The organism is Bradyrhizobium sp. 613_E4_N2_2 (assembly GCF_052075995.1).
GTDB classification, from domain to species: Bacteria; Pseudomonadota; Alphaproteobacteria; order Rhizobiales; family Xanthobacteraceae; genus Bradyrhizobium; species Bradyrhizobium barranii.
In genome coordinates, this window is record NZ_CP197234.1 from 4,190,564 (window position 1) to 4,210,696 (window position 20,133).

The following is a 20,133-nucleotide window of genomic DNA, read 5'->3' on the forward strand; positions in this document are numbered from 1 at the left end:
GTGTCCGTAGCAGCGCAGGCCAATGACGCACGGGTCCGGAGTTCGGCATGAAGCTGGCTGATACGAAATCGCCGCCTGATTCCGGACAATCGTACCAGCATCCAACAGGTGAGGGGATGCTGTTCGTGCCGGGTGGCACGTTTCACATGGGTTCGGATCGGCACTATCCGGAAGAAGCGCCGGTCCACCGTGTCACCGTGGATGCGTTCTGGATGGATTGCCATCCAGTGACCAACCGGCAATTCAAGGCGTTCGCCAAGGCTACCGGCCACGTCACCGTTGCCGAGATCGTGCCCGATCCAAAGGACTATCCGGGAATACTCCCGCACATGGTCTATGCGGGCTCGCTGATGTTCTCTCCGCCCTCGCATCCGGTCAGTCTCCGGGACTTCAGCCAGTGGTGGACCTTCGCCAAAGGCGCGAACTGGCGGCATCCCTACGGGCCGGGCAGCGACATCCGTGGGCTGGACGATCATCCCGTCGTGCATGTGGCCTTCAGCGATGCGCTCGCCTACGCAAAATGGGCCGGCAAGGATTTGCCAACCGAAGCGGAATGGGAGTTCGCGGCGCGCGGCGGACTGGACGGCGCCGAGTTCGCATGGGGAGATGAATTTGCGCCCGGGGGCCGTCACATGGCCAACACCTGGCAGGGCGAATTTCCACGCCAGAACACCAGGGACGACGGATACGAACGGACATCGCCGGTCACCGCATTTCCGCCGAACGGTTACGGGCTGCACGATATGATCGGCAACGTCTGGGAATGGACGTCCGACTGGTACTCGCCTCGGCATGAGGCCGACGCTGCAAAAGCCTGCTGCATTCCAGAGAACCCGCGCGGCGGCCGCGAGGCCGACAGCTACGACCCCAGAACGACCAACGTCAAGATTCCACGCAAGGTCATCAAAGGCGGCTCGCATTTGTGCGCGCCGAACTACTGCAGACGCTACCGGCCGGCTGCGCGGCATGCGGAGCCGATCGACACATCCACGAGTCACCTTGGATTTCGGTGCATCAGGCGAGGTGTCTCTAACGCATCATAATGGGAGAGCGAGGCCATGTTGAATTGCATATTCAATGACAAGCCACCCTTTGCCGCAATTCCACCGTTCAAGACGTCCCGTTGCCACAAGAGGTCCTGCGCCTCGCTGCTTGGCGCGACGATATTGATGTCGCTGTCCGGGGCAGCCAGCACGCCGGCGACCGCACAGCCGGCACCGAAACCCAATATCCTCTTCATCATGGGCGACGACATCGGCTGGATGCAGCCGAGCATCTACCACCGCGGCCTGATGGTCGGCGAAACGCCCAACATCGATCGCATCGGCAACGAAGGCGCGATCTTCATGCACTATTACGCCGAGCAGAGCTGCACGGCCGGTCGCAATGCCTTCTTCACCGGCATGAATCCGCTACGCACCGGCATGATCCCCCCGCAACTGCCCGGCAGCCCGTCCTATCTGCGGCCCGGCACCCCGGCGCTCGCCAAATTCCTGCTCGATCTCGGCTACAACACCGGCGAGTTCGGCAAGAACCATCTCGGCGATCACACCGACGCGCTGCCGACCGCGCACGGCTTCCAGGAATTCTGGGGCTACCTGTATCACCTCGATGCGATGCAGGGCGTGAGCTTCCCGGACATCAACAAGTCCCCCACCCAGCAGACGGTTGCCCCGCCCTGCAAGAATACGCCGATCCCCGGCATCCCGGAAGTACCGGGCGCGGTCGATCCGCAAACGACGGTTTGCCTGACGCCTCCGCGCAACGTGCTGGCGTGCAAGTCCGATGGTACAGGCAGGACTCAGCAGTGCGTCGATCAGGGCCCGCTGACACTCGAGCGATCGAAGGGTGTCGACGAGGAAATCTCGGCCAAGGTCATCGACTTCCTCGACCGCAACGATCCGAAGACGACGGGCAAGCCTTTCTTCGTCTGGTACAACCCTGCGCGCATGCACGTCACCACCGTGCTGAACGACAAGTACATGGCCATGGTCGGCGAACCCGGCGGCAAGGACTGGGGCGTCAACGAAGCCGGCATGAAGCAGATGGATGACAACATTGGCTATGTGCTGAAGAAGCTCCAGGACATGGGCCAACTCGACAACACGATTGTCGTGTTCACCACCGACAACGGCGCCGAGACGTTCACCTTCCCGGACGGCGGCACGACGCCGTTCAAGGGCTCGAAGATGACCACCTGGGAAGGCGGCATGCGCGCTCCCTGTGTCATTCGCTGGCCGGGCGTCATCAAGCCTGGAACGGTCAAGAACGACATCTTCGCGTCGCTCGACTGGCTGCCCACGCTTGTCAACATCGCCGGCGGAGCCAAGGGCGATGCGCTGAACAAGCGGATCATGGCCGGTGCCTATCCGGGCATCGTCAAGACCAGGCTCGATGGCGTCGACCAGACCGAGTACCTCTCGGGACGTTCGGAGAAGTCGGCGCGCGATACCTTCTTCTACTATTCCAGCAGCCACCCGTCGGCGGTGCGCTACAAGAATTGGAAGATGTATTTCGCGATCGCGCCCGAAACCGCGACGGGCTTCGTGCTCCCGGGAGTCCAGACCCAGTTCGTGGCCGGCATGATAAACCTCAAGCGCGATCCATTCGAGACGGGCTGGGGCGATGAGAAAAAGGCGGCTTTCTGGATGAGCGGCGCGCTCGCCGGGCCGGTCACGGCTTACATCTACGACTGGAACCTGCTGCCCATCGGCCAGATCCTGTGGCTGAAGGAGCTGGAAACCTACAAGGAGTTCCCCCCGCTTCAGGATCCGGCGAGCTACAACCTGGATCAGGTCATGGAACAGCTCAAGAAGGGTCAGGGGCACGCGAGCCAGTAGCTCGGATGCTTGCGGGTGATGCGGGCGCCCGACATAGGGCGCCCGCCAACGGAATAGCGAGCAAAGTGATCAAGGAGGCCGCGCCCGACCGGTCGGCACCTCCACAAGCCACGTCCGCTTCCGATGCATCAAGCGAACAGAGCCAATTGCATAACAACAGGAGGAGCACGTCATGAGTAGCAAGCTTCCGCCAGAAGAATCGCACGACGTTGCGCCGCAATCGGGCGGCGGAATGAAACGCCGCGATCTGCTGCTGAGCGGCAGTTCGCTTGTGGCCGCTTCGGCGCTCTCGGCCGTCGGGCTGACAACGCCGGCACACGCGCAGCAGCCGGCTCCAGCCCCCGCAGCGGCCGGCCAGCGGCCGAATATCGTCTTCATCATGGGTGACGACATCGGCTGGTTCAATATAGGTGCCTATCACCAGGGTATCATGGCGAGCCGGACACCAAACCTCGACAAGCTCGCCGCAGAAGGCATGCGCTTCACCGACTATTACGCCGAGGCGAGTTGCACGGCGGGCCGCGCCAATTTCATCACAGGCGAACTGCCAATCCGCACCGGGCTAACCACGGTCGGCCAGGCCGGCTCCCCGATCGGAATGCCGGCGCAGGCGCCGACGATCGCGACCGCATTGAAATCCATGGGGTACACCACGGGGCAGTTCGGCAAGAACCACCTCGGCGACCTCAACGAATTCCTGCCGACCATGCACGGCTTCGACGAGTTCTTCGGCTATCTGTACCACCTCGACGCGATGGAAGACCCGGCCCACCGCAACTACCCGCAAGCGCTCTTGGCCACCGTCGGTCCGCGCAATATGGTTCATTCCTGGGCGACCGACGTCGACGATCCGACGGTGCAGACGCGCTGGGGCAAGATCGGCAAGCAAAAGATCGAGGACTCCGGACCGCTTTATCCAAAGCGGATGGAGACGGTGGATGACGAAATCCTGAAGATTACGTTCGACTTCATCGACAAGGCCAAGCGGGACAACAAGCCGTTCTTCGTCTGGCTCAACCCGACGCGTATGCACGTCGTCACGCACCTCTCCGAGAAGTACGAGAACATGCGCAACTCCGACAACGGCTGGTCGGTTTCGGAGGGCGGATTCGCCCAACTGGACGATATCGTCGGCGCCGTCATGAAGAAGCTCAAGGACGAGGGCTTCGACGACAACACGATCGTCGCGTTCACGACCGACAACGGCGCGGAGAACTTTACCTGGCCTGATGGCGGACAGACGCCATTTGCGGGCGGCAAGGGAACGGCCCTGGAAGGTGGCTTCCGCGTGCCCTGCATGATCCGCTGGCCGGGCAAGGTGCCGGCGGGAAAGGTCGAGAACGGCATTATCTCCGGACTCGACTGGTTCCCGACCTTCGTCGCCGCCGCCGGCAATCCGAATATTGCCGACGAGTTGAGGAAAGGAAAGCAACTCGCCGGCAAGACCTACAAGGTCTACCTCGACGGGTTCAACCAGATGGACCTGATTACCGGAAAGGGCCCGTCTGCCCGCCACTCGGTCTTCTATTTCACTGAGGGCACACTGAGCGCGGTGCGCATCGACGACTTCAAATATCGCTTCACCGATCAGCCGAGCGGCTGGTTAGGCGGCACGGTCAAGGTTGATTGGCCGATCCTCACCAACATTCGGCTTGATCCGTTCGAACGCACGAACTTGCCCAACGGCGCGCAGGGGTCGTTGGCATTCTATAACTGGTTTGTTTTCGAGTTCTGGCGGTTCCAGTTCGTGCAGCAGGAGGTCGGCAAGCTCGCCCAGACGGCGATCGAGTTTCCGCCGATGCAGAAGGGCGCGAGCTTCAACCTCGAAGCCGTCAAGGAACAGATCGAGAAGGCCATGCAGTCGCACGCTGGCAAGTAGAATGTGCGGTGGGCGGGCGCTCCGCGTTGGGGCGCCCGCCCACGGAATAGCGAGCAAGTGATCAAAGAGGCCGCGTCGGGCCGGTCGCCACCTCCACAAGCCACGCCGGCTTCCGATGCGTCAAGCGAACAGAGCCAATTGCGTAACAACGGGAGGAGTACGTCATGAGCAATAAGCTTCCGCCTGGAGATTCCCACGACGCTACTCCGCAATCGGGCAACGGAATGAAACGCCGCGATCTTTTGCTGAGCGGGAGTTCTCTTGTCGCCGCTTCGGCACTCACCGCGGTCGGGCTAACAAGTTCTGCGCATGCGCAGCAACCAACACCGTCACCCGCGCCAGCCGGGCAGCGGCCGAACATCGTCTTCATCATGGGTGACGACATCGGCATGTGGAATATCGGCGCTTATCACCGCGGCCTGATGGCCGGCCGGACGCCCAATCTCGACAAGCTCGCCGCCGAAGGCATGCTGTTCACCGATTACTATGCCGAGGCGAGCTGCACGGCAGGTCGCGCCAACTTCATCACAGGTGAATTGCCAATCCGCACCGGCATGACCACGGTCGGCCAGGCCGGCGCTGCCATCGGCATACCCGCGCAGGCGGTGACGATTGCCACCGCGTTGAAAGGAATGGGCTACGCCACCGGCCAGTTTGGCAAGAACCACCTTGGCGACAAGAATGAATTCTTGCCGACGGTGCATGGCTTCGACGAGTTCTTCGGTTACCTCTATCACCTCGACGCCATGGAAGACCCCGCGCACCCGAATTACCCGCAGGACCTGCTGAACGTCGTCGGTCCGCGCAATATGCTCCATACATACGCGACCGCCGTGGACGACCCCACCGTGGATCCACGCTGGGGCAAGGTCGGCAAACAGCGGATCGAGGATGCCGGAACGCTTTATCCAAAGAGAATGGAAACCGTAGATGACGAAATTCGCGATCTTGCGCTGAAGTTCATCGAGAAGGCCAAGGCCGACAACAAGCCGTTCTTTCTATGGCTCAACCCGACCCGGATGCACATCGTCACGCATCTTTCACCAAAGTACGAGGGAACGCGCAACTCCAAGAACGGCTGGTCGATACATGAAGCCGGCATGGCGCAGCTCGATGACGACGTCGGCATGGTGATGCAGAAGCTCAAGGATATGGGCGTGGACGACAACACCATCGTGGTCTTCACCACCGACAACGGCACCGAGGTCTTCACCTGGCCTGATGGCGGGCAGACGCCTTTCGCGCAGAGCAAAGGCACCGTCATGGAAGGTGGCTTCCGCGTGCCCTGCATGATCCGTTGGCCGGGCAAGGTGCCGGCCGGCAAGGTCGAGAACGGCATCATTTCCGGTCTGGACTGGTTTCCGACCTTGCTGGCGGCCGCCGGCAACCCGAACATTGCAGAGGAGCTGCAGAAGGGCAAACAGATCGGTGACACGACCTATAAGTGCTATCTGGACGGCTATAACCAGATGGACATGATTACCGGCAAGGGGCCGTCGAACCGGCACGAAATCTTTTACTTCGGAGAGAGCGAACTCGGTGCCGTGCGCATCGACGACTTCAAGTATCGCTTCATCGACCAGCCAAAAGGCTGGCTCGGCGAAAAAACCAAGGTTGACGTGCCCTATTTGACCAATCTTCGCCTCGATCCATTCGAGCGCACGGGCTGGCCCGATAACGGGAGTAAAGAAGGCGCGCAGCAATACTTCGACTGGTTCAAATACGAATTCTGGCGCTTTGTATTTGTTCAGCAGCAGGTGGAAAAGCTGGCGATGACGGCGATCGAGTTTCCGCCGATGCAAAAGGGCGCGAGTTTCAACCTCGATGCCGTGAAGGCGAAAATCGAGGCGGCCCGGGCGGCGGTGGGCAAGTAGCGCCTGGCATCGACTGGTTTCATGGCGGGCGCACCGAACTCCTGTGCGCCCGCTTGGCAACGGAAAGGAGTCGACCTTGAAACCGATCATCCGTTTTCCTGCTATCGATCGCCGCATCCTGCTCTCGTCACTGGCCGTCCTTCCCTTGCTCTCCGCCTCACTCCGCTCCACCTCCGCGCTGGCACAGGCCCGCGATCCACTCCCGTCCTGGAACGAGGGGGCGACCAAGGCTTCGATCCTCGATTTCGTCGCGCGGGTCACGACGCAAGGCGGGCCTTTCTTCGTGCCGGTCGAGCAGCGCATCGCGACCTTCGACAATGACGGCACACTATGGGTCGAGCAGCCGATGTATGTGCAACTGGCCTTCGCCCTCGACCGCGTGAAGGCCATGGCGCCAATGCATCCGGAATGGAAGACCACGCAGCCGTTCGCAGCAGTGCTGGACGGCGACCTGAAGGCGCTTGCGGCTTCAGGCGAAAAAGGATTGGTCGAAATCATCGCCGTGACACATGCCGGCATGACCACGGCAGAGTTCGAGAAGATTGTCACGGATTGGTTGGCGACCGCGCGCGATCCCCGCTTCAAGCGGCCGCATACTGAACTGGTCTACCAGCCGATGCTCGAACTGCTCGCTTATCTCCGAGCCAGCGGCTTCAAGACCTTCATCGCGTCGGGCGGCGGCATCGAATTCATGCGGCCCTGGACCGAGCGGATCTACGGAATACCTCCGGAGCAGGTGGTCGGATCGTCGATCAAAACCCGATTTGAGATCAAGGACGGTGCGCCAACGCTCTTCCGGCTGCCCGACATCAATTTCATCGACGACAAGGCGGGCAAGCCGATCGGCATCAACGAGCACATTGGCCGGCGTCCGATCGCCGCCTTCGGCAACTCCGACGGCGATCTCGAAATGCTGCAATGGACGACGCTCGGCGCCAGTGGCGCGCGGTTCGGCCTGATCGTCCACCATACCGATGCGGAACGTGAATATGCCTACGACCGCCAGTCGCATTTCGGGAAGCTCGATGTCGCTCTCGATGCCGCGGCCGTCAACAAGTGGGCGGTCGTCGACATGAAGAAGGACTGGAAGCGCGTCTTTGCCTTCGACTGATATCCTCTAAGGACCCATAAGTGCCATCTGGACGGCTATAGCCAGTGGACATGGTTACCGGCAGGAGGCACCCAACGCATTCCGGACTTCCACACCGACCATCTTTGTCGCCTGCGGCACCGCGTTCGAGGCGCGGACGTCCGCTGTTAACGCAAGGAGGACATCAGCAGGACGTTGGGCGCCCCCTTGGGCGGCACCACGGTCGGTGGCCAATAGGGTTTGGAATCCTTGGCATCCATATTGATCGTTCCGCCGAACGGCGCGGGCGGGTTTGGGAGATATTTGCCGTCTATCGTCGTCGTGGCGCTGGATGAGCCCGGCGTTCCCGAGATCTGCTGGGCGAAGGTCGGACCAATTGTGAGAGAGCCAGAACGGAGGTCGACCATACCAATGCGCGCATGGTGGGAGTGATGTTCATGGTCAGACTCCCTCGAATTGACTATTCGAAGCTAAACCTGCGAACAGCATGCGCCATACGCTTCAGGATGGCCGCATCGTCATCGACCACAATCACGAAGCGCCATCATGTCCGTGTAGCCCCGGTACGGGCGTGCGCCAAGAGTCTTGGCCGACCGTTGATCCAGATCAATGGAATAGTCCACCGTGAGCACAACGAAGGGTCGTTGTTATAAAGGCGGGCTTTGCCGACGGGCGCTGAGAATGTCCGGTGATCGGGACGGACCGGACGCGGCTGGCCTCGCGGTCGGTTGCTGACGAGGCGACGACGTCTTCTAAAAGCGAACATTTTCGGACTAGTGATCAAAGAAGTCTGCACGATGTCGGACCGTGAACCCATTCTCAAGCCAGTTGCGATCGCAGACCTGCGCCCGACCCAGATGACGGTCGGCATTCGGGAGGTCAAGGAGAAGCGCAAGCGCTGGCGCGACGAGAGCAAAGAGAAAGGAGCCGAGTTCTTGGGCAAGCACATGATCCCGGTCGTGCTTGGCCCGAAGGACCGCCACTACGTCATCGATCATCACCACCTGGCGCGTGCGCTCCATGAAGAAGGGGTCGAAGAGGTATTGGTTACCGTGGTGAAAAACCTCAGGACGCTGGAGCCCGATTCGTTCTGGTTCGTCCTGGACAATCAAAGCTGGATGCATTCGTACGACGACGAGGGCCGTCTGCGCCCTTACAAGGATTTGCCGAAGACCGTGGCCGGGCTTATTGACGATCCGTTCCGCTCGTTGGCGGGCGAACTGCGGCGCGCCGGCGGGTACGCCAAGGACACGACGCCGTTCAGCGAGTTCTTGTGGGCGGATTTTTTGCGTCGACAGGTCAAGCGCAAAACCGTTGAGACCCGCTTCGAGGAAGCCCTCGAGCAAGCCCTGCAATTGGCCCAAAAAGAGGAGGCGAGCTACCTGCCCGGCTGGTGTGGTCCCGTCTTGGAGGATTGAAGGCATGCTTATCCAGCGCGCGAAATCCGCAAGCGCGCCGATGACCCGACGAGCCGTGCAGGCTTGGTGCGAGAGGCTAACGGACAGCGGCATCGACCAGAGGAAAGAGTAGCTCATGGCGCAAACAGAGGCCGACAGAACACTGAGCCATCTGGATCACGAGCTTGTCGCGTCGCTAAACGACTTCCACGATCCGAACCAAGAGTGGCGCCGCCTCTTCTCGGAGCTGCTCGGAACGTTCTTCCTCGTCCTCGTGGCCGCCGGTGGCGGCATGATGGGGCAGGCCTTTCCCGGCACGATCAGCCGTGCCGCTGCGGTCGTCGCACCCGGTCTGATGGTGATGGCGATCATCCTCTTCATGGGCAGGGTGTCCGGCGCTCATCTCAATCCCGCGGTCAGTATCGCGTTCTCGGTGCGTGGCGACTTCCCATGGCGTCGCGTACCGGGATATATCGTCGTGCAGTTGATCGGGGCGACGCTCGCGGCACTGTTCCTGCACGCCGTGATCAACGTGTCGGCCAGCTACGGGTCGAACTATCCCGCGTCGGGATACTCCGCGTCCGATGCGTTCCTGATGGAGGCCGTGCTGACCCTCGGTCTCGTCAGTGTCATTCTCGGCACGGCGTCAGGCGCTCAGAACATCGGGATCATCGGCGCGATCGGCGTCGGCGCGTACATCGCACTCGCCGGGCTGTGGGGGAGCCCTATCTCGGGAGCGTCGATGAACCCAGCGCGCACGTTCGGCCCGAACTTGATCGCGACCGACTTCACGAGCTACTGGGTGTATGTCGCAGGTCCACTCGTGGGTGCAGTTCTCGCAGTGGGTGCAGCATGGGTGCTCCGCGGTGCCGGCGGCGGCCGCGCAGGCTCAGGTGCGGCACAGGGGAGCCTTTTCACCGAAGTCGAGCACCCGGAGAAGGGGTGAGGCGCAGGCATAATGGGTCATGAACTCTCGCTGTTCGTGGGTACGTTCGCGACTTTGCTCGCGATAATAAATCCGTTCGAGGTCCTGCCGGTCTATCTGAAGATGCTGGAAGGCAAGGACGCCGCCACACATCGCAAGGTGGCATGGAAAGCTTGCCTCTATGCGCTGCTTCTATCTCTCTTTTTCTTGATCTTCGGAACGCTGATCCTACGCTTGTTCGGCGTGCCGCTGAGCATGGTCCGCATCGTCGGCGGGATCATCCTGATGAAGATCGGCTTTGAACTATTTTCACCATCCGCTTCCGGTGGCGTGATTCCGGCCAGCGGCGCGGATCAGAGCGGTAACATAGCTTTCGTGCCGCTTGCGATGCCGCTCATGTGCGGACCAGGCGCTATCGCCACCATCCTCGGCATGACTGCCACGATTAAGCGATCATCAGCGGAACTGGCCTCCTTCGTAGCGATCGTCGCGGCTATTTTCGCGACGATGGTCGTCACCTACCTGTGTCTGGCATATGCCGGGAAACTTTTCGACAAGCTCGGCGCAATGGGGATCGATGCTATCACCCGAATAGTTGGCTTCTTCGTCTCTGCGATGGGCGTTGCGCTGATCTTCGACGGTATCATCGAGGCATTGCAGACGCATGGTGTGACGATTCTGCGTTGAACTAGCTGTTGGTGGCGCCACCGTAATTCCGGGGCGATCTTGACCTCGGATGTATTCTGCCAATCGGAGATTTGTTCTGAACCGAACCGAGTCCGAGGTGGACCGTATTACGCGGCGTCGGGAAGTTGTCCGCCCACAGTACAAAGGACGCGATCATCCACTTCGGACACCGAGACACAAGTCTCGTTGCGCGCCAGGTTGCCGTGTCAATTAACCGGGAACAGCAACGCGACAGTAGTTCGCAGGGACCAGGCCGGAGCGCCAGTCGGACGTATCACGTTGTAATAGGCTTGAATCGATGCGTTGATCGGTTGATCACCCACTCTGAAAACCCGACCGATGCCGCCGCCGACCGGCACTGTCCACCGCTCCCCCGACGCCGCGAGCCAATCCGCGGTGATGATGGGTGACGTGTTCAGGTACCAGCCGTGCGCCATGTTGTAGTTGGCGAAGGGCTGGGCGAGGAAGGCGTTGACGGGCGGTCGCAGTGGATTGCCGCCGACCGACCACTGGTTATTGAGCAATACACCGATCACCCAATGTGGCGGCGTGACCACTAACACGGCCGTTGGGCCGAACAAGAATTTACCGGTCCCGAGGATGGGATCGTTTGCGGACGGAACGGTGAAGACTGGTCCCACGCCCCAGATCAGCGGCCCGGGATGCACGGGGGACACAAACAACGATTGAGTAATGTCGCCAATCCCGTTGGTGCTACTGTCGAAGAACGGACTTGGCTGGCTCACCAACGGAATGATGGTACGTGAGATCACGTTCCAGTCATCGTTTAAATGCATGGGCACGACGGGTTGAATGTTGAGTACTTCCTGGGTGCGATTGAAGGGTCCGGTATTGAAATTGGTGTTGCTCTGAAACGGCACGCTGACCAAATCCGCGATCGGGTTTTGTGATTTCTTCTGTAGATCTTCGTCGTCTGAAGGCTCGTGGGAATGCTTCGGCGCCTCGGCCTCCGCGGGAAGGCCGCTTTCGAATTTATAATTGATGCCAGCTTTGACCATTTGAAGGTCGCGGTTCAAAGCGACCGAGGGGACGGTGGGAGAACGCCAGTTCGATAGCCCAAGATAATCGTATTCGAGTTTGACGGTCCAATGCGACTTGAAGCCGTATTCGATGCCAGCGCCCGCCAACCAGCCGGTGTTCGTGCTGGTCCCGTTCCAAGCGGCGCCGGGGAGGTTCAAAGTAGCGCTGCTGTTGACCCAGCCGCCGCCAAGCTTGGCGAATACGAGCCATCGATCATCCACGAGGCCGACACGGCCCGCTACGGTGCCGATCCAGTGCTGATCTACAAAGGCTAATGTCGGAGCAGGAAAGACCGGATGACCGAAGCCGGCTCCATCGAACTCACCTTCGACACCAAACAGAAAGTGGCCGGCCTGGAAGTTATAGCCCGCCTGCACGCCTCCAACGAATTCGGTCAGGCCGCCATACAGATTGTTGCCGGGAATGTTCAGGCTGCCGTTGGACCATCCTCCACCGAAGTTGGCACCAACATAAAACCCTCCCCAATTATACAATGGTGCTACGATTGGTGCTTTGTATATCGGAGCTTTGACGGGCAGGTCGGACGCAAGAGCGGGTCCGCTCAACAATCCTGCCGCGATGCAAATGAGGAAAACTTTCTGCACCGTCGCCTCCTCAAGGTCGGCCACAACTCGCAAACATATGACCAAGAAGGTCTCTGACCAATCAACTTGTTTGATCTGGATCAAGCCTAGCTTGCTATGTCGATGCAGGTGACATTTCGGTCACAACGAAATTGAGGATCTTCGTGCCGCTTCGTGTTCTTTAAGTGAACATTGTTGTCTGACTTTGCGATCGTCTCCTGTTTGAGAACGCGCTGGGCGATCTGGCAGTGATGCATTGGAATTTGTGCCCATGGCGGTCATCAGCACCGCAATAGAAGTTTCGGCTAGCGAGGAGGTTGCTGCGTAGCCGGCTTCCCCACGCTTTGGCCGTACAGGGCCTTGGCGTAATCGCTTCTGGCGTGAGCATCGACGGCATCCTCGAAGACTGACGCTAGAACGACGCCGACGAGCGTGAGCTTGAGGTTCATCGTCTGGCAACTTTGCTCTTGGTCACACTCGATTACCAATAAGCAGTCGCGAGGCTCAATATGCGACCTAACAACGGCTGGCATCGCGTTGCAGCAAGAGACGCCGGCGAACGGCGATGCGAGCTTTTTTTCTCACTCGTTGGTGGGGGTCCGAAAACAGAATCGGTGGCACAAACTGCATACCCAACATTTCCAGCTATGAGAGGGTTGCAGTAGATCTGCCGTGGCGCCCGATCGGACTTGGGTTACCGAATGTGGCTCTTTGGTCGCAGCATTGATCTTTCTTGCGATAGATCTATCCCCGTTGAATTTTACATGATGAGCCCCGATCGCCTCGGGGGTACGCTGTCGCCGGATTGTATTCGGAGGTAACACATCTTACGAGGCACGACATGACAGTGAGCATTGCACTGGCGGCGGCGGAGCAGAGTGAGCGATCGAAATCAGCACGTCGACGCAGACTTGGCGTTGCTGCATTCGTCTTGACGTCCGCGATCATTGGTTTTTCCCATTGTGCGTTGGCCGATGAAGGCGGCGTCAGCTTCTGGGTCCCCGGTTTCTTTGGAAGTCTGGCGGCCGCGCCGCAGCAGCCGGGTTGGTCGCTGGCAAACATCTACTATCACACCTCTGTCTCCGCCGGCGCCGACGTCGCGCGTGCGCGCGAGTTCACGCTCAACAGGGTTCCGGCCAATGTTACCCTCGACGCAAAACTGAATTTGAACGTCAACGCCACGGGCGATCTTGGCTTTGTGATCCCAACCTATGTATTCGCGACGCCGGTTCTCGGCGGCCAGGCGTCGGTGTCCCTGTTAGCAGCCTACGGCGTCGTCGGCACCAGCCTGGCAGGCACCTTGTCAGGCGTGCTCACGGGCCCTCTCGGCAACAACGTCCCCTTCGCGCGGTCCGACACCATCAGCGACACCACATGGGGCTTTGGGGATGTCGCGCCGGTATTCCAATTGCGCTGGAACGCCGGGGTCCACAACTACATGACCTATATCATGGGCGACATCCCGGTTGGCGCTTACCAATCCGATCGCCTGTCGAATATAGGCATCGGACACAGCGCGATCGACGTCGGCGGCGGCTACACCTATTTCAATCCGCAGACCGGCCACGAATTCTCCGGCGTGCTCGGCTTCACCTACAATTTCAAGAACACTGCAACGCAGTATCAGAATGGCGTCGACATGCACTTCGACTGGGGTGCATCGCAATTCCTGTCGAAGCAGGTCATGGTTGGCCTCGTGGGCTATGTCTACAAGGAACTCGGCTGCGACAGCGGTTCAGGTGACCGTGTCGGCTGCTTCCAGTCCCAAGTGGTCGGCATCGGCCCCCAGATTGGATTCCTGTTTCCGGTCGGCGACATGCAGGGCTATCTCAATTTGAAAGCTTACGGCGAGTTCGCTGCGGAAAACCGGCCATCAGGCTGGAATACCTGGGTCACCTTCTCTATCTCGCCGCCCGCGCCCGGAGCACCTCCGACGACAAAGCCCATCGTCAGAAAATACTAGCAGCAATCAAGCTGCGGCTGTCAGTTTGCTGATCATTCTTTGCAACACGCGGGCAACCGGTGGCACCTGGTCCCCGTCGAAGCTCGTTCCGGTGACCACCACCGAGGCCGTAGTGCCGGCGCGTAGCAAGCGTCGCCTTCGCGCGCGATTCCTTTGCGATCTCGCCCGCCGCGCCTGAAAGTACCGTCACGCCGACCCGGCACATGGTGACGAAGCGAGGCACGCGCCCTTGACCCTCCGCCTTCGGGGAAGGGCGGCACGTAGCCGGGTTGCGATCCGACCGCTAATTCACCGTCAGTTTCACGCCGAGCCGCCCCGCAAGCTCCTGCACGAACTGCCAGGCGACGCGGCCCGAGCGGGAGCCGCGCGTGGTCGACCATTCCAGCGCCTCGCGCTCCAGCGCCTCGTCATCGACCTCAATGCCGAAATGGCTGCAATAGCCCCGCACCATGGCGAGATATTCGTCCTGGCTGCAGCGGTGGAAGCCGAGCCACAGGCCGAAGCGATCCGACAACGAGACCTTCTCCTCGACCGCTTCGCCGGGATTGATCGCGGTCGAACGCTCGTTCTCGATCATCTCGCGCGCTAGCAGATGACGGCGGTTGGAGGTGGCGTAGAGGATGACGTTCTCGGGGCGGCCCTCGATGCCGCCTTCGAGCACCGCCTTGAGCGACTTGTAGGACGCATCATTGCCGTCGAAGGAGAGGTCGTCGCAGAACACGATGAAGTAGAAGGACGAGGCGCGCAGCTGTTCCATCAGCGCGGGCAGGCTCTCGATGTCCTCGCGGTGGATCTCGATCAGCTTCAGCTTGTCGGCCGGTTTGCGCTCCGCGTTGATGCTGGCATGCGCCGCCTTCACCAGCGACGACTTGCCCATGCCGCGCGCGCCCCAGAGCAGGGCATTGTTGGCCGGCAGGCCGTTGGCGAAACGCTCAGTGTTCTCCATCAGGATGTCGCGCATCCGGTCGACGCCCTTCAGCAGGAACAGCTCGACGCGGCTGACCCGCGGCACCGCAGCGAGGCGGCCGTCCGGGTGCCAGACATAGGCGTCCGCCCGCTCGAACGACTCGCGTTCGACGGCCGGCTTGCCCTGGGCGGCGAGGTGCGCCGCGATCGTCTCCAGCGCGCGGACGATGCGGTCCTGGGAGAGGTCCGGGGCTGCCTTGGCGACTGCCTTGTCAACTGCCTTGGGGGTTGCCTTGGGACGTTTTGCCGCGACGCGGGCTGGCATCCTGGCAGGGGTACGGGGGCCTTTGCCGGCCGGGCTTTTGCTTGGTTTTTTGGGCATGTCCGAAGTTCCTGAGAATGCAGCCTTATCGGGCCTGAGGGCGCGCCGCAAGATGGCCAAATCGACGGTCTGGCAGCGTTGCAATTGGGGCAATGGCCGCTATAGTCCGCGCGAATTTGACCGAACCGGTCGCCTTTGAGGGCCTGACCGGTTTTCCCCCGTTTCCACGAGGATCGTCCGAATGTTCATTACCCCTGCGTATGCCCAGGCCGCGGGCGCCGGCGACACCAACAGCATGTTGATGTCGCTGCTGCCGTTCGCCCTGATCTTCGTGATCATGTACTTCCTGATTCTGCGCCCGCAGCAGAAGAAGGTGCGCGACCATGCCGACCTCGTGAAGAACATCCGCCGCGGCGACACCGTCGTGACCTCGGGCGGCCTCGTCGGCAAGGTCACCAAGGTCGTCGACGACGACCAGATCGAGTTCGAGATTTCCGACGGCGTGCGCGTGCGGCAGATGCGCCAGATGATCTCGGGCGTGCGCGCGAAGGGCGAGCCGGCCAAGGAATCCAAGGATAGCAAGGAAGCCGCCAAGGACGACGCCGCGTCGAAGTGAGCGCTTCCGCGAGCATCCCAATCTCCTGATCTGACAGGTCCAGTCGATGTTGTATTTCACGCGGTGGAAGGCGCTCGGGATTATCCTGACGGCGCTGATCGTGTGCCTCTGCGCGGTGCCGAACTTCTTCCCCGAAGCGCAGGTCAAGACCTGGCCCGCCTGGGCGCAGCGCCGGCTCGTGCTCGGCCTCGATCTCCAGGGCGGCTCCTATCTGCTGCTCGAGGTCGATTCGAGCTATGTGAAGAAGGAGAGGCTGGACCAGGTCCGCGACGACGTCCGCCGGACGCTGCGCGATGCCAAGATCGGATTCACCGGCGGCGTGACCGTGCGCAACGACGCGGCCGAGGTTCGCATCACCAAGGAATCCGACGTGCAGCCGGCGCTCGCCAAGCTGCGCGAGCTGTCCCAGCCACTGGGCGGACTGATGGGATCCAGCGGTCAGCGCGACCTTGAGGTGACCGATGCCGGCGGCGGCGTGATCCGCCTGGCGATTCCGCAGGCTGCAATGCTCGACCGCATGCGCAAGACCATCGAGCAGTCGATCCAGATCGTCGAGCGCCGCGTCAACGAGCTCGGCACCGTCGAGCCTGTCATCCAGCGCCAGGGCAACGACCGCATCCTGGTGCAGGTCCCAGGTCTTCAGGATCCGACTCGCCTGAAGGAATTGCTGGGCAAGACCGCGAAGATGGAATTCCGCATGGTCGATGCGTCCGTGCCGCCGGATCAGGCGCAGCAGGGACGGTTGCCGCCGGAATCCGAGCTGCTGATGAGCGCCTCGCCGCCGCCTACACCCTATGTGGTCAAGAAGCAGGTGCTGGTCGCCGGTGGCGACCTGACCGACGCCCAGGCGAGCTTCGACCAGCGCACGGGTGAGCCGGTCGTCAGCTTCAAGTTCAACACCTCGGGCGCGCGCAAGTTCGCGCAGGCCACGCAGGAAAACGTCGGGCTGCCCTTCGCGATCGTGCTCGACAACAAGGTGATCTCGGCGCCCGTCATCCGCGAGCCCATCACCGGCGGCCAGGGCCAGATCTCCGGCAATTTCACGGTGCAATCGGCCAACGATCTCGCGATCCTGTTGCGCGCCGGCGCACTGCCGGCGCCGCTCACGGTGGTCGAGGAACGCACCGTCGGTCCGGGCCTCGGCCAGGATTCGATCGAGAAGGGCGAGCTTGCGGCCTATGTCGGCTCGATCCTGGTCATCATCTTCATGCTGCTGACCTACCGGCTGTTCGGGGTGTTCGCCAACATCGCGGTGGCGATCAACGTCGCCATGATCTTCGGCCTGTTGTCGCTGCTCAACGCCACGCTGACGCTGCCCGGTATCGCCGGCATCGTGCTCACCGTCGGCATCGCGGTCGACTCCAACGTGCTCATCTACGAGCGCATCCGTGAGGAGCTGCGGGGCGGCCGCAATGCGATTTCGGCGATCGACGCCGGATTCAAGCGGGCGCTTGCGACCATCCTCGATTCCAACATCACCACCTTCATTGCCGCCGCCGTGTTGTTCTACATCGGCACCGGCCCGGTGCGCGGCTTTGCCGTGACGCTCGGCATCGGCATCATCACCACGGTGTTCACCGCCTTCACGCTGACCCGGCTGATCGTAGCCTGGTGGGTGCGGTGGAAGCGGCCGCAGAGCGTGCCGATCTAGGAGCTAAGACCGTGACTCACTACGTTCTCATCGGGCTTGGCATTCTCATTGCCGTTCTCACCGTGGTCGCAGCGCTCGGGCTGCTGCCGTCGCTGCGCATCGTCCCGGACGATACGCATTTCGACTTCACGCGCTTCCGCCGGATCAGCTTCCCGATCTCGGCGGCGCTGTCGATCGTCGCGATCACGCTGTTCTTCACCCATGGCCTGAATTTCGGCATCGACTTCCGCGGCGGCACGCTGCTGGAAGTGCAGGCCAAGTCCGGCGCCGCCGACATCGCCGCGATGCGGTCGACGCTCGATGGCTTGCATCTCGGCGAGGTCCAGCTGCAGCAGTTCGGCGGCCCCGAGAACGTCCTGATCCGCGTCGCGGAGCAGCCGGGCGGCGACGCTGCCCAGCAGGAAGCCGTGCAGAAGGTGCGCGGCGCGCTCGGCGATTCCGTCGAATATCGCCGCGTCGAGGTGGTGGGACCGCGCGTGTCCGGCGAACTGCTGGCCTATGGCATGCTCGGCCTGATGCTCGCGATCGTCTCGATCCTGATCTACCTCTGGTTCCGCTTCGAATGGCAGTTCGCGCTCGGCGCCATGATCGCCAACGTGCACGACATCGTGCTGACGATCGGATTCATGTCGATCAGCCAAGTCGATTTCGACCTGACCAGCATCGCGGCCCTTCTGACCATCCTGGGCTATTCGCTCAACGACACCGTCGTCATCTACGACCGTATCCGCGAAATGCTGCGCCGCTACAAGAAGATGCCGATGCCGCAGCTGCTCAACGAGTCGATCAATTCGACCCTGTCGCGTTCGATCATCACCCACTTCACCGTGACGCTGGCGCTGTTGGCTTTGCTGCTGTTCGGCGGCCATGCCATCCACAGCTTCACCGCGGTGATGATGTTCGGCGTGGTGCTGGTCGGCACCTATACCTCGATCTTCATCGCGGCCCCGATCCTGATCTATCTCGGCGTCGGCGAGCATCGCGAAGATGCGCCCGATACGGCTACGCCGGCGAAGAAAAACAAGGCATGATCCGAACCGCATGCCCTCGCAGGCGTTTGCGAGGGCAGTAAGCTCATTCGGACGAAGCACATGGCCGGCGATCCCAACGCACCGCATTTTCCCCGCTCGGCGCCGATCGAAGCCTATGGCAAGTGCGGCTTCGCCTTTGCCGGCATGTCGCATCGGGGATCGCTGCTCTGCCTGCCCGACGCGATCTGGGCCTGGGACGTGACGGACCCGACGAAGATCGACCGCTATTCGCTGGATCGCGTCTTCACGGCAGCCAACAGCATCGACACGCTTCTGATCGGCACCGGAACCGGCGTCTGGCTGCCGCCGCCTGACCTGCGGCAGGCGCTGAAGGCGGTGAGGGTCGTGCTGGATACGATGCAGACCGGCCCTGCCGTGCGCACCTACAACATCATGATCGGCGAGCGGCGCCGCGTCGCGGCCGCGCTGATCGCCGTGCCATGAGCAGCGCTGCGCCTCCGCCCGATTCCGTCGCCTTCTGCGCCGGCCTCGTGCGCAGCCATGACTTTCCGCGCTATGCCGCAACGCTGTTTGCGCCGGCCGCCGAGCGCCAGGCGCTGCTGGCGCTCTATGCCTTCAATGTCGAGATCGTCCGCGTCCGCGACCAGGTGAGCCAGCCCTTGCCCGGCGAAATCCGCCTGCAATGGTGGACCGACATGCTGTCGGGCCACGTCCACGGCAGCGCCGAGGGCAACCCGGTGGCGGCGGAGCTCTTGCGTGCGATCAGCGATTTCGACCTGCCGGTCGAGCCGTTATCGCTGCTCGCCGACGAGCATCAGTTCGATCTCTACAACGATCCAATGCCGACCATGGCGGCTCTGGAGGGCTATCTGGACGCGACCTGTTCGGCATTGTTTGGCCTCGCGGCCCGGGTCATGGCGCCACCTTCGGAGGCGGCCGAGCATGTCGCAAGGCATGCCGGGCTCGCCCAGGGCATCGCGCAGGTGATTGCGAATCTGCCGCGCGACTCGGCGCATCGGCAACTGTTCCTGCCGCAGCAGCTGCTGGCGGCCCATGGCTGCGAGATGGAGGACGTGTTCGCCGGCAAGGAGACGCCGAATCTGCATGCGGTGCTCGGCCAGCTCGTGGGCGAAGCCGAGCAGCATTTGACGACGGCCTTGTCGCTGTTGCCGGAGGTGCCGGCACCGGCACGGCCGGCGTTTCTGCTGCTGAGCCAGGTGCGGGGTGACCTCAAGCGCCTGTCGCAACCCGGGCGCAATCCGTTTGCGTCGCAGCCCCCGTCGCGGCTGCGCACGCTATGGACGCTGTGGCGGGCTTCACGTTCCCGGGAATTTACCAAATAGCGGCCGGCTTATCGCCTCAAACG

General features: G+C 61.6%; 16 protein-coding genes and 1 pseudogene. 14 read left to right on the forward strand and 3 right to left on the reverse strand.

Features of this window, described 5'->3' with window-relative positions:
* Nucleotides 1-47 precede the first annotated feature (47 nt).
* The 5 genes from AB7290_RS20070 to AB7290_RS20090 all read left to right on the forward strand — a co-directional run bounded on the left by AB7290_RS20070 (nucleotide 48) and on the right by AB7290_RS20090 (nucleotide 7,704).
* Entirely contained in the window at nucleotides 48-1,043 is a 996-nt protein-coding gene (locus AB7290_RS20070; protein WP_085404652.1) for a formylglycine-generating enzyme family protein, read from the forward strand.
* A gap of 126 nt (nucleotides 1,044-1,169) precedes the next feature.
* Complete coding sequence (locus AB7290_RS20075; protein ID WP_085404653.1) at nucleotides 1,170-2,840, forward strand: arylsulfatase; 1,671 nt, start codon at nucleotides 1,170-1,172, stop codon at nucleotides 2,838-2,840.
* A 232-nt stretch (nucleotides 2,841-3,072) separates the two neighbouring features.
* Nucleotides 3,073-4,719 (forward strand): arylsulfatase, encoded by a 1,647-nt coding sequence (locus AB7290_RS20080; RefSeq protein ID WP_085404750.1) that lies wholly within the window; start codon nucleotides 3,073-3,075, stop codon nucleotides 4,717-4,719.
* A gap of 224 nt (nucleotides 4,720-4,943) precedes the next feature.
* Nucleotides 4,944-6,593, forward strand: a complete 1,650-nt coding sequence (locus AB7290_RS20085; RefSeq protein ID WP_201266261.1) for an arylsulfatase — start codon at nucleotides 4,944-4,946, stop codon at nucleotides 6,591-6,593.
* 130 nt (nucleotides 6,594-6,723) lie between these two features.
* A complete protein-coding gene (locus tag AB7290_RS20090) occupies nucleotides 6,724-7,704 on the forward strand; it encodes an HAD family hydrolase (RefSeq protein ID WP_434057412.1) in 981 nt (326 codons plus the stop codon).
* A gap of 161 nt (nucleotides 7,705-7,865) precedes the next feature.
* Here AB7290_RS20090 and AB7290_RS20095 read toward each other — a convergent pair.
* Nucleotides 7,866-8,104: pseudogene (locus AB7290_RS20095) on the reverse strand (hypothetical protein); the annotation flags it as partial.
* 376 nt (nucleotides 8,105-8,480) lie between these two features.
* Between AB7290_RS20095 and AB7290_RS20100 the strand changes: the two are divergent.
* The 3 genes from AB7290_RS20100 to AB7290_RS20110 all read left to right on the forward strand — a co-directional run bounded on the left by AB7290_RS20100 (nucleotide 8,481) and on the right by AB7290_RS20110 (nucleotide 10,692).
* Nucleotides 8,481-9,101, forward strand: a complete 621-nt coding sequence (locus AB7290_RS20100) for a ParB-like protein (protein ID WP_085404655.1) — start codon at nucleotides 8,481-8,483, stop codon at nucleotides 9,099-9,101.
* Nucleotides 9,102-9,216: 115 nt separating this feature from the next.
* A complete protein-coding gene (locus AB7290_RS20105) occupies nucleotides 9,217-10,026 on the forward strand; it encodes an MIP/aquaporin family protein (protein ID WP_085404656.1) in 810 nt (269 codons plus the stop codon).
* A gap of 12 nt (nucleotides 10,027-10,038) precedes the next feature.
* The gene (locus tag AB7290_RS20110; RefSeq protein ID WP_063983123.1) at nucleotides 10,039-10,692 is read left to right on the forward strand and encodes a MarC family protein; all 654 of its coding nucleotides are present in this window, start codon (nucleotides 10,039-10,041) and stop codon (nucleotides 10,690-10,692) included.
* Nucleotides 10,693-10,898: 206 nt separating this feature from the next.
* Here the strand turns inward: AB7290_RS20110 and AB7290_RS20115 are convergent, their stop codons facing one another.
* Entirely contained in the window at nucleotides 10,899-12,422 is a 1,524-nt protein-coding gene (locus tag AB7290_RS20115) for an outer membrane protein (protein ID WP_245344251.1), read from the reverse strand.
* Nucleotides 12,423-13,158: 736 nt separating this feature from the next.
* Between AB7290_RS20115 and AB7290_RS20120 the strand changes: the two genes are divergently transcribed.
* Nucleotides 13,159-14,280 carry a SphA family protein gene (locus tag AB7290_RS20120; RefSeq protein WP_245344252.1) on the forward strand — a complete coding sequence of 374 codons (1,122 nt, stop codon included), beginning with the start codon at nucleotides 13,159-13,161 and terminating at the stop codon, nucleotides 14,278-14,280.
* Nucleotides 14,281-14,563: 283 nt separating this feature from the next.
* Here AB7290_RS20120 and AB7290_RS20125 read toward each other — a convergent pair whose 3' ends face one another.
* A complete protein-coding gene (locus AB7290_RS20125) occupies nucleotides 14,564-15,568 on the reverse strand; it encodes an ATP-binding protein (protein ID WP_085404659.1) in 1,005 nt (334 codons plus the stop codon).
* A 181-nt stretch (nucleotides 15,569-15,749) separates the two neighbouring features.
* Here AB7290_RS20125 and yajC point away from each other — a divergent pair, with 181 nt between their 5' ends.
* Genes yajC through AB7290_RS20150 form a run of 5 tightly spaced genes read left to right on the forward strand, consistent with a single transcriptional unit; the run spans nucleotide 15,750 to nucleotide 20,110 of the window.
* Nucleotides 15,750-16,124: a preprotein translocase subunit YajC gene (gene yajC, locus AB7290_RS20130; RefSeq protein WP_071913636.1), complete on the forward strand. Its 375-nt coding sequence runs from the start codon at nucleotides 15,750-15,752 to the stop codon at nucleotides 16,122-16,124.
* Between the two features lie 46 nt (nucleotides 16,125-16,170).
* Complete coding sequence (secD, locus tag AB7290_RS20135) at nucleotides 16,171-17,775, forward strand: protein translocase subunit SecD (protein ID WP_071913639.1); 1,605 nt, start codon at nucleotides 16,171-16,173, stop codon at nucleotides 17,773-17,775.
* A gap of 11 nt (nucleotides 17,776-17,786) precedes the next feature.
* Entirely contained in the window at nucleotides 17,787-18,806 is a 1,020-nt protein-coding gene (gene secF, locus AB7290_RS20140; RefSeq protein WP_085404660.1) for a protein translocase subunit SecF, read from the forward strand.
* 60 nt (nucleotides 18,807-18,866) lie between these two features.
* On the forward strand, nucleotides 18,867-19,250 hold the full coding sequence (locus tag AB7290_RS20145) for an Mth938-like domain-containing protein (RefSeq protein ID WP_085404661.1): 384 nt from the start codon (nucleotides 18,867-18,869) through the stop codon (nucleotides 19,248-19,250).
* On the forward strand, nucleotides 19,247-20,110 hold the full coding sequence (locus AB7290_RS20150; protein ID WP_085404662.1) for a phytoene/squalene synthase family protein: 864 nt from the start codon (nucleotides 19,247-19,249) through the stop codon (nucleotides 20,108-20,110). Before AB7290_RS20145 ends, AB7290_RS20150 begins: the two co-directional genes overlap by 4 nt.
* Nucleotides 20,111-20,133: the final 23 nt, after the last annotated feature.

Coding starts and splice junctions, on each gene's coding strand:
- AB7290_RS20085 (WP_201266261.1), top strand. CDS start 4,944: ATGAAACGCCGCGATCTTTTGCTGAGCGGGAGTTCTCTTGTCGCCGCT.
- AB7290_RS20105 (WP_085404656.1), top strand. CDS start 9,217: ATGGCGCAAACAGAGGCCGACAGAACACTGAGCCATCTGGATCACGAG.
- AB7290_RS20100 (WP_085404655.1), top strand. CDS start 8,481: ATGTCGGACCGTGAACCCATTCTCAAGCCAGTTGCGATCGCAGACCTG.
- secD (WP_071913639.1), top strand. CDS start 16,171: ATGTTGTATTTCACGCGGTGGAAGGCGCTCGGGATTATCCTGACGGCG.
- AB7290_RS20110 (WP_063983123.1), top strand. CDS start 10,039: ATGGGTCATGAACTCTCGCTGTTCGTGGGTACGTTCGCGACTTTGCTC.
- AB7290_RS20125 (WP_085404659.1), bottom strand. CDS start 15,568: ATGCCCAAAAAACCAAGCAAAAGCCCGGCCGGCAAAGGCCCCCGTACC.
- AB7290_RS20120 (WP_245344252.1), top strand. CDS start 13,159: ATGACAGTGAGCATTGCACTGGCGGCGGCGGAGCAGAGTGAGCGATCG.
- AB7290_RS20150 (WP_085404662.1), top strand. CDS start 19,247: ATGAGCAGCGCTGCGCCTCCGCCCGATTCCGTCGCCTTCTGCGCCGGC.
- AB7290_RS20070 (WP_085404652.1), top strand. CDS start 48: ATGAAGCTGGCTGATACGAAATCGCCGCCTGATTCCGGACAATCGTAC.
- AB7290_RS20080 (WP_085404750.1), top strand. CDS start 3,073: ATGAAACGCCGCGATCTGCTGCTGAGCGGCAGTTCGCTTGTGGCCGCT.
- AB7290_RS20145 (WP_085404661.1), top strand. CDS start 18,867: ATGGCCGGCGATCCCAACGCACCGCATTTTCCCCGCTCGGCGCCGATC.
- yajC (WP_071913636.1), top strand. CDS start 15,750: ATGTTCATTACCCCTGCGTATGCCCAGGCCGCGGGCGCCGGCGACACC.
- AB7290_RS20075 (WP_085404653.1), top strand. CDS start 1,170: ATGTCGCTGTCCGGGGCAGCCAGCACGCCGGCGACCGCACAGCCGGCA.